Consider the following 13,615-nt stretch of genomic DNA (forward strand, 5'->3'; position numbering starts at 1 on the left):
CCAGCAATTTGTGCCTCTGCGCTGAACCCCTGGGGCTGCTACGCAGCCCTTTCGCGACACAAGGCCGCTCCTACAAGGGGCTCAGCAGCCAGCTGAGATGCCCGCTCGCTCGGCAGGACCATCCGACCTGTTTCCAGACGCATGCCCTGCTCTCTTGGTAAACTAGCCGCCTGCCCTGGCAATCACCGATCTCCTGCCGCCGACTTTTGCTACGTCGCGCCCTCGGTTTGCTACAAACACCCTCGAAATTGCTGAATTTGGTACAAGACACGTTGAACGATATGACCACAAACCCAGGCTCTAACCCAGCAACCACGCGCCCTGAGCCTTCCCGTCGCTTCAGCGTTGCACCGATGATGGACTGGACAGACCGCCACTGTCGCTTCTTCCTGCGCCTGCTCTCCAAAAACACCCTGCTCTACACCGAAATGGTCACTACCGGTGCCCTGCTGCACAACGACGCCCACCGTTTTCTGCGCCACGACGTCTCCGAGCACCCGCTGGCCCTGCAACTGGGCGGCAGTGTGCCGGCCGACCTGGCTGCCTGTGCCCGCCTGGCCGAGGAGGCTGGCTACGACGAGGTCAACCTCAACGTCGGCTGCCCGAGTGACCGGGTGCAGAACAACATGATCGGCGCCTGCCTGATGGCCCACCCGGCGCTGGTGGCCGATTGCGTGAAAGCCATGCGTGACGCGGTGTCGACCCCGGTGACGGTCAAGCACCGCATCGGCATCAATGGCCGCGACAGCTACGCCGAGCTGTGCGACTTCGTCGGCCAGGTGCGCGAGGCAGGTTGCCGGAGCTTTACCGTGCATGCGCGCATCGCGATCCTGGAAGGGCTGTCGCCGAAGGAGAACCGTGAGATTCCGCCGCTGCGCTATGACGTGGCGGCGCAGTTGAAGGCGGACTTCCCCGACCTGGAGATCGTGCTCAACGGCGGGATCAAGACCTTGGACGAGTGCCAGGCACACCTTGAAACCTTCGATGGGGTGATGCTGGGGCGCGAGGCGTACCACAACCCTTACTTGCTGGCCGAGGTGGACCAGCAGTTGTTCGGCAGCGAGGCGGCGGTGGTCAGCCGCAGCGAGGCGCTGGCGCAGTTGCGGCCTTATATCGTCGCGCACATGGAAAGTGGTGGCGCGATGCACCACGTTACCCGGCATATTCTGGGGCTGGCCCAAGGGTTCAAGGGGGCGCGGCGCTTCCGTCAGCTGCTGTCGGCGGATATCCACAAGGCGGCGGAGCCGCTGGCGGTGTTCGACCAGGCGGTGGAGCTGTTGCAGGGGCGGTAACCCGGCCCAAGCATCTGACGCGGTCGGGTGTAGGAGCGGCCTTGTGTCGCGAAAGGGCTGCAAAGCAGCCCCGGCAATTTGTGCATCAGCGCTGAAGCCCTGGGGCTGCTTTGCAGCCCTTTCGCGACACAAGGCCGCTCCTACAAGGGGTCGCGACAGCTTCAGACGTGTGCATACGGAACCTCGGGGCCGCTTGCGACTCGAATCCTCACCTTTCGCACCGCGCTTCGCGAGCCCTTGAGTGGCCGTCGGGGCTCGGGTAATGTCGAGTCATTGCACAGGACAGAGCACGCCCATGACCTCCAAGCTGGAACAACTCAAGCAGTTCACCACCGTGGTCGCCGACACCGGGGACCTGGACGCCATCACCCGCCTGAAACCGGTCGATGCCACCACCAACCCGTCGCTGCTGCTCAAGGCGGCGGCTATCCCGGGTTACGCCGAGCTGCTCAAGCAGGTGAAGGCCGATGCCAAGGGTAATGTCGACCTGGCCTGCGACAAGTTCGCAGTGGCCGTGGGTTCGGGCATCCTCAAGGTCATCCCGGGGCGTATCTCCACCGAGGTCGATGCCCGCCTGTCGTTCGATGAACCCGCCCTGCTGGCCAAGGCGCGCAAGCTGATCGAGCTGTACGAAGCCGCTGGCATTGGCCGCGACCGCGTGCTGATCAAGCTGGCCTCCACCTGGGAAGGCATCCGCGCCGCCGAAAAGCTGGAAAAGGAAGGCATCCAGACCAACCTCACCCTGCTGTTCTCCTTCGCCCAGGCCCAGGCCTGCGCCGATGCGGGGGTGTTCCTGATTTCGCCGTTCGTGGGCCGTATCTACGACTGGTACAAGAAGAGCACCGGCAAGGAATACGTGGGCGCCGAAGACCCGGGCGTGCAGTCGGTCACTCGCATCTACAACTACTACAAGGCCAACGGCTACAACACGGTGGTCATGGGTGCCAGCTTCCGCAATATCGGCCAGATCGAGCAACTGGCCGGCTGCGACCGCCTGACCATCAGCCCAGAGCTGCTGCAGCAGCTCAGCGATGACCAGGGCGACCTGCCACAGGTGCTGAAGCCGGGCAATGCCGGCGAGCCCAAGCAACAACTGAACGAAAGCCAGTTCCGCTGGGCCATGAACGAAGATGCCATGGGTACCGAGAAACTGGCCGAGGGCATTCGCCAGTTCGCGCGGGACCAGGAGAAGCTGGAGAAGTTGATGGCTGAAAAAGCCTGATACATTTCGGGATTGCCTGACGGGCGGGAAGTGTTCAGCATTTTCCGCCCGTTTTGTTTTACCGAGTCGTAGTTGTGTATTTGTTTCTCGGGCCTCTTCGCGGGCACGCCCGCTCCTACAAGCGCCGCCATGCCTGTGGGAGCGGGCGTGCCCGCGAAAGGGCCCGCATAGCCACCTGAGCTGTCGATGACCTCCTCTACCCCATTGCCCCTCGTACTCGCCGGCCCGGTACCGCGCCGCCTGGAACCCCAGCGCCTGGCCATCTGGCTGGTCGCCACGCAACCGCTGCAACCCGAATTCATCTTCCCGGCAAGCGAGGCCCAAGTCGATTGCCAGGTGGTCGCGGTGGGCCAGCACGCCTTCATCCACCTGCTGGACATCCACTTCGCCCAGCCGCTGCCCTGCAACCAGCTGCTCGACTATGACCTGCTCATAAACGGCCAGGGCATCGCCGGCTGGGCACCGCACCTGCTCTACCCCGGCGCCCGGCGCCCAAGCCTGGTGCTGCGCGATCGGCTCGACCACCTGCTGCACGGCTCCTGCCGCAAGCCGCATTTTCCGGCCGCCGATGGCCTGCTCTGCGCCGACCGCCTGCTGCAGGCCTGCGAAACCCCCGCGGACCGCCCCGCCGTGCTGCTGATGACCGGCGACCAGGTCTATGCCGACGACGTCGCCGGCCCGATGCTGCGCGCCATCCACAGCCTGATTGCGCGCCTGGGCCTGTTCGACGAGCAACTGGAGGGCGCGGTGGTGCCCGACAGCCAGGCGCTGTACCAGCACCCGGCCTGCTATTACCACCGCGCCGACCTGCTGCCGGCGCAGGAACGCAACGAAACCCTGCGCGAGCGCTTTTTCGGCGGCAAGCGCAAGCCGATTTTCTCCTCCAGCAACGCCGACAACCATCTGGTGACCTTCGCCGAGGTCATGGCCATGTACCTGCTGGTGTGGTCACCGGTGCCCTGGCAGCTGGTGAACCTGGACATGCCCAACGGGCTCACCGCACCGCGCCAGGCCCGTTACCGGCAGGAGCTGCCGCTGATCCAGGCGTTTGCCGACAACCTCGGCCAGGTAGCGCGAGTGATGGCCCACCTGCCGTGCCTGATGATCTTCGACGACCACGACATCACCGACGACTGGAACCTCTCGGCGCTGTGGGAAGAAACCGCCTATGGCCACCCCTTCTCACGGCGGATCATCGGCAATGCCCTGCTCGGCTACCTGCTGTGCCAGGCCTGGGGTAACGACCCGCAGGGCTGCAAGCCCCTGGTCGGGCAATGCCAGGCGTTGAACAGCCAGACCCAGGATGAGCTGATCGGCGCACTGCTGCGCTTCCAGGGCTGGCAGTTCAGCCTGCCCACCAACCCACCCTTGCTGGTGCTGGACACCCGCACCCGCCGCTGGCGCAGCGAAAGCAGCCTGGCCAAGCCGTCCGGCCTGCTCGACTGGGAGGCGCTGAGCGAGTTGCAGCAAGCATTGCTGGACCACCCGTCGGCGATCATCGTGTCGCCTGCGCCGATTTTTGGCGTGAAGCTGATCGAGACGGTGCAGAAGCTGTTCAGCTGGCTGGGCTACCCGCTGCTGGTGGATGCCGAGAACTGGATGGCCCATCGCGGTGCAGCACAGGTCATCCTCAACATCTTCCGCCACTCGCGCACGCCGGGGCACTACGTGGTGCTGTCCGGCGACGTGCATTACTCGTTCGTCTATGAAGTGCTGATCCGCCACCGCCAGCGCAGCCCGCACTTGTGGCAGGTGACCAGCAGCGGGATCAAGAACGAATTCCCGCGGCGCCTGCTGGATGTGCTCGACCGGCTCAACCGCTGGCTGTATGCGCCGCGCTCGCCGCTCAACTGGTTTACCAAGCGGCGGGAAATGGAGGTGGTGCCGCGTACGCCCAGCCATAGCAAGGCTGGCGAGCGGTTGTGGAATGGCGCGGGGTTGGGGCAGGTGTTCTTCGATGAACAGGGGCGGCCGGCGCGGGTGTATCAGCTGGATGCGGGTGGGGGTGAGGCTACCGAGTTTGCGCGGCGGGGGTGATCAGGCAGGTAATGCTTGTGTTGGCCTTGCCGGCCTCTTCGCGGGCACGCCCGCTCCTACAGGTAGAGTGCATGACTCAAGACTGGTGCATAACCTGTGGGAGCGGGTTCACCCGCGAAGAGGCCGGTACAGGCTGAAGATCAGGTCCGCTCCAGCGCATTGACCAGGTCATGGAAGGCTTCGCGGTTGGAGTCGTTCAGGCCCATGAGGATCTTGTGCGCCTCCAGCACCTTGGAGCGCACCACATCTTCGTTCTGGTCCTGGGACGGCAGGTCGGTCAGGCATTCCGGGCACGGGATCGGCCGATCGACGATGTTGAACACCTGATCGAAGCCCATCGACTGCAACAACCGGGAAATGTCCGGGTTGGTGGTGACCACGGTCGGCAACAGGCCCACCTTCTGGCGCGACAGGATCGACAGCTTGGCCAGCAGGCCCAGGGTGGTGCTGTCGATGCTCTCGGTTTCGGTCAGGTCGATGACAATCGCCGAGAAGTTCAACGCGGTGAAAATCTTCTCGATCGTCGCATCCAGCGCCGAACACAGGGTCAGGCGCACTTCACCGACGAATTTCAGGACGAAGGTACCGCTCTGCTCGGCGAACTGGATTCTACCGGTACTCATTGAAGGTTCCTGCTCAACACCAATAGGGCGATATCATCCGGCATCTCCCCAAGCGTAGCCAATCCAAATCGTTGACGCAGCCCATCCAGGCTGCCACCTGCTGCCCTGACGATTTCCGGCAGGGCGGTTTCTTTATCTTTGAGCGTGTCACCCGGCAAAAGGTCCAGAATGCCATCGGACATCAGGCTGAGGCTGAACTGCGGCGGCAGCTCCACCACCAGGTCCTGGTAGGTGGCCTCGTCGAACAGCCCCACCGGCAGGCCGCGGCCTTCCAGGTAGCGGGTGTGCTCTGGGGTGTGCAGCACCGGCAGCGGCAGATGGCCGCCAACGGCGTAGGTCAGCAGTCCGGTGTCTTCATCGATCACCCCGCCAACCATGGTCACGTGCTTGCCCAGCTTGCAGTTGATCAGCCCGCGGTTGATGTGGCTGAGCACCTGCGAGGGTTTGAAATCGCGCATCTTGCTGCCGCGCTTGAATTCGAACAACAGCCGCGTGGTCATGAACTTCAGCAACACAGTGACGAACGCTGACGACGCGCCATGCCCGGAGACGTCGGCGAGATAGAAAGCGATGCGCCGTTCGTCCACCCGGAAGTAATCGGCAAAATCACCCGACAGGTACAGCGATGGGATGATCTGGTGCTCGAAGGCGAACTCGCCGGCCACCCAAGGGCTTTCCGGCAGCATGTTCATCTGCACCTGGCGACCGGCGGTCTGGTCCTCCTGCAGCAGGTGCAGGCTGGCTTCCAGTTCGCGGTTGGCGGCTTCGAGCTTGTCGCGGTAGCGCTGGTTTTCCAGCACCAGGCGCGAGCGGTCGAGGGCGCGGCGCACCGAATGCTCGAGCACGGCCAGGTCTTCCAGCGGCTTGATCAGGTAGTCGGCAGCGCCCAGGCGCAACGCTTCCACCGCATCGCTCATGACGCCGGCACCGGACACCACGATCACGGGTAACTGCGGCGCGCGCTCGCTGACCTGGCGGATCAGTTCAAGGCCGCCCATCTGCGGCATGCGCAGATCGCAGATCACGAGGTCGGGCTGGTGTTCTTCGAAGACCTGAAGCCCCTGCTGGCCATTGCCGGCCTGGAGGACGCTGAAGCCACTGTCTTCAAGATAGGCGGCGAGGCTTGCACGGACCACGTCGTCGTCATCGATGATCAGCAGCGTTGCACTGGTTTTCTGCATGTGGGCGAACGGCGCCGATTTGGGTTGGTGCAGCGGTGTCGGCAAGGCAGACGGCCAGCTACGGGAATTCTTTGTGGTCACACTCTACTTGAGTTGTAGGACAAGAACACTTGCCCGGCAACTGTCAGAGGGACCTTGTAAGGCGCAGACGGTACTCCCATCCGGCAGGCGTTTCAAGCATGCAAAGGTTCACCTCGACGCACTTTACAGGCCAAATCACCGGGAGTTATAAGAAAGTCGACCAGCGCAACCGATGGGAAGGATGCAGCATGCCTCATACGCCCTCCAGCCATGACGAGAAACGCGATTTCATCCGCATGCGCATCGACACCGAGGTCAGCCTGCTGCACGCAGGCCAGGTGATCGCGGCAGTGTGCCTGGACCTGTCCAGCGGCGGCATGCAGGTGCAGGCACCGCAGCGCTTCCATGTGGGGGACCATATCGAGGTACGGATCGAGTCCGACCACCCGGCGCTGAAGGGGCTGCACGCCAGCACCGAAGTGGTGTGGATTGCCGACCAGCCGGGCGGGCAGCAGAAGTTCGGTTTGCGGATTCTGGCGATGCATTGATGGGCCTGCTGGGCACCCCTGTAGGAGCGGCCTTGTGTCGCGATGGGCTGCGCAGCAGCCCCCGGCTTCAGCTTCGCCGCATGAATTGCCGGGGCCGCTTTGCGGCCCTATCGCGACACAAGGCCGCTCCTACACGGGGACTGTGCAGGACCAAGCACGCGCAGGATCAGAAGTCGTCTTCGACCTCGCCATCCTTGACCTTGAACTCGCGGTTCTGCAGGTAGGCGTTGCGAATGAAGATGTACTTGTCACCCTGGATCAGCTTCTCTGCCGACAGCAGGTCGGCGCGGGTGTCGATGATATCCAGGGCGAAGATCGAATTGCGCGTCGGCACATGGTCGATGTAGCGGTAGGGCTTGGTGTAGGTATCCGGGTACTTGGCCACGCCGTCACGCACGGTGCTCGGGCCCAGCAGCGGGATGACCACGTACGGGCCGCTCGGCACGCCCCAGTAGCCGAGGGTCTGGCCGAAGTCCTCGTCGTTGCGCTGCAGGCCCATCTTGGTACCCACGTCGAAGAAGCCGCCCAGGCCGAAGGTGGTGTTGACGATCAACCGCGCCGTGTCCACGCCCGCAGCATGGGGCTTGAACTGCAGCAGGTCGTTGGCCAGGTTGGTCACGTCACCCAGGTTGCGGAAGATGTTGTGGATGCCATCTTCGAGGAACTGCGGGGTGACCGCCTGGTAGCCCTTGGCCAATGGCTTGAGGGCATAGGTGTCGAGGGTATCGTTGAAACGGAAGATCGGGCGGTTGACCGCTTCCCAGGGATCTTCCTCGGTGGCGGCCTGGGTGGCTGCCACGGGCGCCAGCAGCATGCTGGCGCAGACACAGGCCTGGGTGACTCGTTCGATCACACTGGCACCGATCCTACGCATAGGTGTTTCTCCATCGAATTTCTCGGCCGCAAGCGCAAACGGGTGCGCTGCTGTACGGCGGCAGTATAGAGGCTTGCGGGCTGATAAACAGCTTTACACATCTCTGCTCAATATTTTGTGAACAGCTGTTGCGCGGCGCCCGCTGTCACAGGGCGGTAACAATCGCCGAATAGCCTGCGGACTATTTGAGGGAAGTTGCCATGGACGCTGCACCCGCCTTCACCGCTGTGCTGTTCGGCTTGCGCGGCTGCCTGGTGCAAGCCGCCAATGGCGCCCCCTCGCCCGCCCCCGGCGCCCTGGCCACCCTCGCCAGCCTGCGCCAGCGCCAGGTGCCGTGCATCTGGCTGGACGACCTCGACGCCACCCAGAGCAAGCGCCTTGCGCACGTACTGCCCGCCTGGCTGCCGGGGCATTCGGTGAACGGCGTGCGCTGGCCGGCGCCGAATGCCTGCTGGCAGGCCCTGATGACGCTCGACAGCCAACGCCTGGACGGCTGCGTGCTGGTCAGCGGCGACCCTCGCCTGCTGCAATCTGGCCTGAACGCGGGGTTGTGGACGGTAGGGCTGGCAGCCTGCAGCCCGTTTTGCGACCGCAGCTCGCGGCAATGGCAAGCCATGACTGCGCAGGAACAGGACCTGGCCCGTGGCAAGGCGACGCTGGAACTGTTCAGCCTGGGCGTGCACTCGGTGATCGACCACCTGGAAGCGCTGGACACCTGCCTGCAGGACATCGCCCAACGCCGGCGTAAGGGCGAAAAACCCTGATACAGCACCTTTGACGCGGATCATGCAAAGCAACGGCAGGTGGATTACGCTGAAGACAGGCCAGAACCTTTGCCGCTTCGCTGAGGTCCATGGCTTGCCAAGCCATTGATGGAGAACTGCCAATGCCTGCCCGCGAATTGCAAGAGCGCCTGAACAGCTTGCGCGAGCAACTGGACCGCAACGTGCCGCTTTCTGACGAGGAACTGGCCGCGCTGCACGAAGAAGCGCGCCAGATCGAGGCGCAACTGAAGCTTGAGGAAGCCACGCCAGACAACAACCTGGTGGACGGCGTGAACCTGGCGATCGAACGCTTCGAGGCCGACCACCCCGACCTCACCGCCACCCTGCGCAGCATTGCCAACTCGCTGCACAGCATGGGGATCTGAAAAAGCCGGGGCTGCTTCGCAGCCCATTCGCAGCACAAGGCTGCTCCTACTGGGGTTATGCGTTTCCCTGTAGGAGCAGCCTTGTGCTGCGAATGGGCCGCAAAGCGGCCCCGGCGCACTTGAACTTACTGCCGAACCAGGCGCTTGTTGTCCGGGCTGATCGCCCCCGTGCTGCGATAAGGGTTGATATCCAGCCCACCCCGGCGCACATAGCGCGCATACACCGTCAAATGCTCCGGCTGCAGCAGGTTCTTCAAGTCCAGGTAGATCCGCTCCACACACTGCTCGTGGAAGTCGGCATGCTGGCGGAAGCTGATCAGGTAGGTCAGCAGGCTGGCATGGTCCAGCGCCCTGCCCTTGTACTCGACCACCACGCTGCCCCAGTCCGGCTGGCCGGTGACCGGGCAGTTGGACTTCAGCAGGTGGCTGTGCAGGGTTTCTTCCACCTGCCGCTCCGGGTTGCAGTGCAGCAGCTCTGGCTGTGGCTGTTCGTAGTTGCTGATGGCAACCTCCAGCGCATCGATGCAATGCCCCGGCAAGGCCACCACGCCTTGGGCCTCGACCTCGGCCAGGGTGCGCACTTTCACGCCGACCGGCTTGCCAGCGGCGGCGGACAGGTCTTTCTCCAGGCACGCCTGCAGTTCGCCAAGCGAGGCGAACACCGTCTGGTTCAATGAGTTCAGGTACAGCTTGAACGACTTGGACTCGATGATGTTCGGCGAATCGGCGGGGATGGCGAACTCGCCGATCGCCACCACCGGCTTGCCCGACGGCAGCAGCCAGCTCAGCTCGAAGCAGTTCCAGTAATCCACACCCTGCCACGGCAAGGTCTGGGCGGTAACGCCCAGCTCGGCCCACTTGGCGGTACGCGGGATCGGGAACAGCAGCTCCGGAGAATAGGTGGCAATGTATTCGCTGGACTTGCCCAGCGGGGAATGTTCGGCAGCGGGATGCATGGAAACTGACCTGAAGGTTCGAAATTGCCCCTAGTCTACCGGTTTTGCACCCTGCCTTGGAGCGCAAGTCAGCGGGATTACATCTTCGTCAGTTTGGGGCGAGCGGGTGCATCGTCACGTATCATCTCAGCATCACCCAATCCCTGTGGGAGCGGGTTCACCCGCGAACACCGGCAAAGCCGGTGCCATGCACCGTGTTGAATTCTTCGCGGGTAAACCCGCTCCCACAGGGTTTTGTGCCGTTTGCTGGAGTCAATTCACCCAATGAAACTGCTGATCGTCGAAGACCAGGCCCGTACCGGCCAGTACCTGAGCCAGGGCCTGAACGAGGCCGGCTTCGCCACCGAACTGGCCACTGACGGCGAGACCGGCCAGTTCCTCGCCCTGACCGGCGACCACGACCTGCTGATTCTGGACGTGATGCTGCCCGGCCGTGACGGCTGGCAGATCCTCCAGGCCGTGCGCCAGGCCGGCCTGGACACCCCGGTACTGTTTCTCACCGCCCGCGATGCCGTGGAGGACCGGGTGCACGGCCTGGAATTGGGCGCCGATGATTACCTGGTCAAGCCGTTCGCCTTCTCCGAACTGCTGGCGCGGGTGCGCAGCCTTCTGCGCCGGGGCACCAGCCCCAGCCAGGACACCACCCTGGGCCTGGCCGATCTGCGCCTGGACCTGATCCGCCGCCGCGCCGAGCGCGCCGGCCAGCGCATCGACCTGACCGCCAAGGAGTTCGCCCTGCTTGAACTGCTGCTGCGCCGCCAGGGCGAGGTGCTGCCCAAATCGCTGATCGCCTCGCAGGTGTGGGACATGAATTTCGACAGCGACACCAATGTGATCGAAGTGGCGATCCGCCGCCTGCGCCTGAAGATCGACGACCCGCACCCCAACAAGCTGATCCATACCGTACGCGGCATGGGCTATGTACTCGAAGAGCGCGCTGAGTGATGCGTCGGGTCTCCCTCGGCAGCCGCCTGGCCCTGCTGTTCGCCGCCTGCACCGCCGCTGTCTCGCTCGGTGCCGGCCTGATATTCAGCCGGGCCAGCGAACAGCATTTCGTCGAACTGGACCAGCAACTGCTGGACTCGCGCCTGTCGCTGTTCCGCACCCAGCTGGCCGGCATCACCACCCCGGCCGAGCTGCAGGCGCGCCTGCCCGCCTTGCGCGATGAACTGGGCCACCAGGCCGACCTGGCCCTGCGCATCAACGGCAGCGACGGCGCCACCTGGTTCGAAAGCCGCACAGGCCTGCCGCGGACGCCACTGCCCGACGGGCTGGCAACCCTGCATGCGCAAGGCACCGACTACCGCAGCCTGGCCGTGCACCTGGCGCAAGACGCCCCGCAGTCGCCACAACTGACCCTGTACCTCGACATCACCCATCACCAGCACTTCCTGCAGGGCATGCAACGGCTGATCTGGCTGACGGTGGGCCTGTCGGCGCTGGCCACGGCGCTACTCGGTGCCTGGGCTGCACGCCGCGGGCTGCGACCGTTGCGGCAGATGGGCCAGGTGGCTGCCAGCGTATCGGCGCGCTCGCTCACCACACGCCTGCCGGTGGCACAGATGCCCGAAGAGCTGGCCGAACTGGCGACGGCCATGAACGCCATGCTGCAGCGCCTGGACGATGCCTTCCAGCGCCTGTCGGCATTCTCCGCCGACATCGCCCACGAGCTGCGCACGCCGCTGTCCAACCTGCTGACCCACACCCAGGTCACCCTCACCCGCCCGCGCAGCCTCGAAGAGTACCGCGAAGCCCTGCACGGCAACCTCGAGGAGCTGCAATGGATGGCGCAGATGATCAACGACATGCTGTTCCTGGCCAAGGCCGACCATGGACTGCTGGTGCCGGGGCAAGCACCGCTAGTGCTGCATGAGGAGGTGGATGCACTGCTGGAGTACTACGCGCCGCTGGCAGAGGACAGCGGCGTGCAGATGCTGCGCGAGGGTGAGGCGCTGCTGCAGGGCGACCGGCATATGCTGCGCCGGGCGCTGTCCAACTTGCTGGACAATGCCTTGCGCTTCACCCCGGCGGGTGGGCAGATAAAGGTGACATTGGGGCCAGGGCCGAGGATTGGCGTGGCCAATACCGGGGCGGCTATCGAGCCGGCAGTGTTACCACGGTTGTTCGACCGCTTCTACCGGGTGGACCCGGCGCGGCGGGAAGGCAGTAGCGAGCATGCCGGGTTGGGGTTGGCGATTACCCGGTCGATCGTGCAGGCCCATGGTGGGAGCATTCGGGCGCAATGCGAGGATGGGTGGACGCGGTTTTTGATCGAGTTCACTCAGGGTCGGTGAAACTGGGGCTGCTTCGCAGCCCATCGCGACACAAGGCCGCTCCCACAAGGATCGCGTCAGCTTGGCCAATTCGCGATCCTTGTGGGAGCGACCTTGTGTCGCGAAAGGGGCGCAAAGCGCCCCCAGACTCTCAGGTAAACATCAAACTGCCAGGCCAATCGCCGGCTGCACCTGCGATGCCCGATAAGCCGGGTAAATGGTCGCCAGGAAGCTCATCACCAACCCGGCAGTGCAGATGATCGCCACATCGCCCCACTGCAACTGCGACGGCAAGCTGCTGACGAAGTACACATCCGAAGTAAAGATGTGCTGCCCGCTCACCCGCTCCAGCCAACCGACGATCTGGCTGACGTTGAACGCCGCAATTACCCCAAGCACGCCACCGATCAGCGTCCCGACAATGCCGATCAGGCTGCCCTGGACCATGAACGTGCCCATGATCTGCGCAGGCGTGGCGCCCAGGGTACGGAGGATGGCGATGTCCGGGCCCTTGTCGTTCACCACCATCACCAGGGTGGCGATGATGTTGAACGCTGCCACCGCGATGATCATCAGCAACAGCAGGCCGATCATGGTCTTTTCCATCTTCATGGCGCTGAACAGGCTGCCCTGGGTATGCGACCAGTCATCGGCACGGTAGGCATCGCCCAGCCCGGCAGCGATGGCCTTGGACACCTGCGGTGCGGCATACAGGTCGTGCAGTTTCAGGCGCACGCCCTGCACCTGGCCCGGCGCCCAGCGCTGCATGGCGCCGGCATCGTCGACGTGGATGTAAGCCTGCGAGCCGTCCAGCTCGGCGCCGACCTTGAAGATGCCGACCACGGTCAGGCGCTGCATGCGCGGGGTGATGCCACCCGGCTCCTTGCTGATTTCCGGCACGATCAGGGTCAGTTTGTCGCCGGTATTCAGGCGGAAGCGTCGCGCAGTCAGCTCACCGATGACCACGCCGAACTCACCTGGCTGCAGGTCCTGCAGGCGGCCCTGGACGATATGCTGGCCGACGATCGAGACCTTGCCCTCTTCAGCCGGGTCGATACCGCCTACCTGGATCGGCTGCATCGCGCCCTTGTACGACAGCATGCCTTCCATTTCGGTAATCGGCGCTGCCGCCATCACCGCCGGGTCGCGCATGGCCGCGTCGGCCACCTTGTGCCAGTCGTCCAGCGGCTGCACGCCGAGGATGGCGGCATGCGGCACCAGGCCGAGGATGCGCGAACTCATTTCGCGCTGGAAGCCATTCATCACCGACAGCACCACGATCATTGCCAGCACGCCCAGCGACAGGCCGATCATCGAGGTCATCGAGATGAACGAGATGAAGTGGTTGCGGCGCTTGGCTCGGGTGTAGCGCGCGCCGATGAAGATGGGCAAGGGTCTGAACATGTACGAAATCACCCAATGAAAACAGGAAAACGGG

The 13,615-nt window shown here is 64.0% G+C and carries 13 protein-coding genes; 8 read left to right on the top strand and 5 right to left on the bottom strand.

What is annotated here, in order from left to right; genetic code table 11:
• Positions 1-281 precede the first annotated feature (281 nt).
• From dusA to ACGLHT_RS22890, 3 genes are all read left to right on the top strand, one after another.
• Positions 282-1,292: a tRNA dihydrouridine(20/20a) synthase DusA gene (dusA, locus tag ACGLHT_RS22880; RefSeq protein WP_085617249.1), complete on the top strand. Its 1,011-nt coding sequence runs from the start codon at positions 282-284 to the stop codon at positions 1,290-1,292.
• A gap of 295 nt (positions 1,293-1,587) precedes the next feature.
• A complete protein-coding gene (gene tal, locus ACGLHT_RS22885; RefSeq protein ID WP_075044231.1) occupies positions 1,588-2,514 on the top strand; it encodes a transaldolase in 927 nt (308 codons plus the stop codon).
• Positions 2,515-2,700: 186 nt separating this feature from the next.
• Positions 2,701-4,551: an alkaline phosphatase D family protein gene (locus ACGLHT_RS22890; RefSeq protein ID WP_274120837.1), complete on the top strand. Its 1,851-nt coding sequence runs from the start codon at positions 2,701-2,703 to the stop codon at positions 4,549-4,551.
• A gap of 140 nt (positions 4,552-4,691) precedes the next feature.
• Here ACGLHT_RS22890 and rssC read toward each other — a convergent pair whose 3' ends face one another.
• Both rssC and rssB read right to left on the bottom strand, forming a co-directional pair.
• On the bottom strand, positions 4,692-5,174 hold the full coding sequence (rssC, locus tag ACGLHT_RS22895) for an anti-sigma factor antagonist RssC (protein ID WP_013971741.1): 483 nt from the start codon (positions 5,172-5,174) through the stop codon (positions 4,692-4,694).
• Positions 5,171-6,355 (bottom strand): two-component system response regulator RssB, encoded by a 1,185-nt coding sequence (gene rssB, locus ACGLHT_RS22900; protein ID WP_274120838.1) that lies wholly within the window; start codon positions 6,353-6,355, stop codon positions 5,171-5,173. Before rssB ends, rssC begins: the two co-directional genes overlap by 4 nt.
• A 269-nt stretch (positions 6,356-6,624) precedes the next feature.
• Here rssB and ACGLHT_RS22905 point away from each other — a divergent pair, with 269 nt between their 5' ends.
• Positions 6,625-6,924, top strand: coding sequence for a PilZ domain-containing protein (locus tag ACGLHT_RS22905; RefSeq protein ID WP_085601673.1), 300 nt, complete (start codon positions 6,625-6,627; stop codon positions 6,922-6,924).
• 166 nt (positions 6,925-7,090) lie between these two features.
• Here ACGLHT_RS22905 and ACGLHT_RS22910 read toward each other — a convergent pair whose 3' ends face one another.
• Positions 7,091-7,798, bottom strand: coding sequence for a VacJ family lipoprotein (locus ACGLHT_RS22910; protein WP_015269550.1), 708 nt, complete (start codon positions 7,796-7,798; stop codon positions 7,091-7,093).
• A 200-nt stretch (positions 7,799-7,998) separates the two neighbouring features.
• On the opposite strand from ACGLHT_RS22910, the gene ACGLHT_RS22915 reads away from it, so the two are divergent.
• Together ACGLHT_RS22915 and ACGLHT_RS22920 are read left to right on the top strand one after the other, a co-directional pair.
• Positions 7,999-8,562, top strand: coding sequence for a hypothetical protein (locus ACGLHT_RS22915; protein WP_025338338.1), 564 nt, complete (start codon positions 7,999-8,001; stop codon positions 8,560-8,562).
• 122 nt (positions 8,563-8,684) lie between these two features.
• The gene (locus ACGLHT_RS22920) at positions 8,685-8,948 is read left to right on the top strand and encodes a DUF4404 family protein (protein ID WP_004376395.1); all 264 of its coding nucleotides are present in this window, start codon (positions 8,685-8,687) and stop codon (positions 8,946-8,948) included.
• Between the two features lie 125 nt (positions 8,949-9,073).
• Here ACGLHT_RS22920 and queF read toward each other — a convergent pair whose 3' ends face one another.
• Positions 9,074-9,904: an NADPH-dependent 7-cyano-7-deazaguanine reductase QueF gene (gene queF / locus ACGLHT_RS22925; protein ID WP_137163347.1), complete on the bottom strand. Its 831-nt coding sequence runs from the start codon at positions 9,902-9,904 to the stop codon at positions 9,074-9,076.
• A 264-nt stretch (positions 9,905-10,168) separates the two neighbouring features.
• On the opposite strand from queF, the gene cinR reads away from it, so the two are divergent.
• Positions 10,169-10,849, top strand: coding sequence for a two-component system response regulator CinR (gene cinR / locus ACGLHT_RS22930; RefSeq protein ID WP_015269546.1), 681 nt, complete (start codon positions 10,169-10,171; stop codon positions 10,847-10,849).
• Positions 10,846-12,198, top strand: a complete 1,353-nt coding sequence (locus ACGLHT_RS22935; RefSeq protein WP_137163346.1) for a heavy metal sensor histidine kinase — start codon at positions 10,846-10,848, stop codon at positions 12,196-12,198. The genes cinR and ACGLHT_RS22935 overlap by 4 nt, the downstream gene beginning before the upstream one ends.
• 141 nt (positions 12,199-12,339) lie before the next feature.
• Here ACGLHT_RS22935 and ACGLHT_RS22940 read toward each other — a convergent pair whose 3' ends face one another.
• Positions 12,340-13,581 (bottom strand): lipoprotein-releasing ABC transporter permease subunit, encoded by a 1,242-nt coding sequence (locus ACGLHT_RS22940; protein WP_085589453.1) that lies wholly within the window; start codon positions 13,579-13,581, stop codon positions 12,340-12,342.
• Between the last annotated feature and the right edge of the window lie 34 nt (positions 13,582-13,615).

Origin of the sequence: Pseudomonas sp. PsB (genome assembly GCF_043658375.1) — a bacterium.
Classification (GTDB): Bacteria; Pseudomonadota; Gammaproteobacteria; order Pseudomonadales; family Pseudomonadaceae; genus Aquipseudomonas; species Aquipseudomonas putida_Z.

Coding starts and splice junctions, on each gene's coding strand:
- ACGLHT_RS22905 (WP_085601673.1), top strand. CDS start 6,625: ATGCCTCATACGCCCTCCAGCCATGACGAGAAACGCGATTTCATCCGC.
- dusA (WP_085617249.1), top strand. CDS start 282: ATGACCACAAACCCAGGCTCTAACCCAGCAACCACGCGCCCTGAGCCT.
- ACGLHT_RS22910 (WP_015269550.1), bottom strand. CDS start 7,798: ATGCGTAGGATCGGTGCCAGTGTGATCGAACGAGTCACCCAGGCCTGT.
- ACGLHT_RS22920 (WP_004376395.1), top strand. CDS start 8,685: ATGCCTGCCCGCGAATTGCAAGAGCGCCTGAACAGCTTGCGCGAGCAA.
- rssB (WP_274120838.1), bottom strand. CDS start 6,355: ATGCAGAAAACCAGTGCAACGCTGCTGATCATCGATGACGACGACGTG.
- cinR (WP_015269546.1), top strand. CDS start 10,169: ATGAAACTGCTGATCGTCGAAGACCAGGCCCGTACCGGCCAGTACCTG.
- rssC (WP_013971741.1), bottom strand. CDS start 5,174: ATGAGTACCGGTAGAATCCAGTTCGCCGAGCAGAGCGGTACCTTCGTC.
- queF (WP_137163347.1), bottom strand. CDS start 9,904: ATGCATCCCGCTGCCGAACATTCCCCGCTGGGCAAGTCCAGCGAATAC.
- ACGLHT_RS22940 (WP_085589453.1), bottom strand. CDS start 13,581: ATGTTCAGACCCTTGCCCATCTTCATCGGCGCGCGCTACACCCGAGCC.
- ACGLHT_RS22915 (WP_025338338.1), top strand. CDS start 7,999: ATGGACGCTGCACCCGCCTTCACCGCTGTGCTGTTCGGCTTGCGCGGC.
- ACGLHT_RS22890 (WP_274120837.1), top strand. CDS start 2,701: ATGACCTCCTCTACCCCATTGCCCCTCGTACTCGCCGGCCCGGTACCG.
- tal (WP_075044231.1), top strand. CDS start 1,588: ATGACCTCCAAGCTGGAACAACTCAAGCAGTTCACCACCGTGGTCGCC.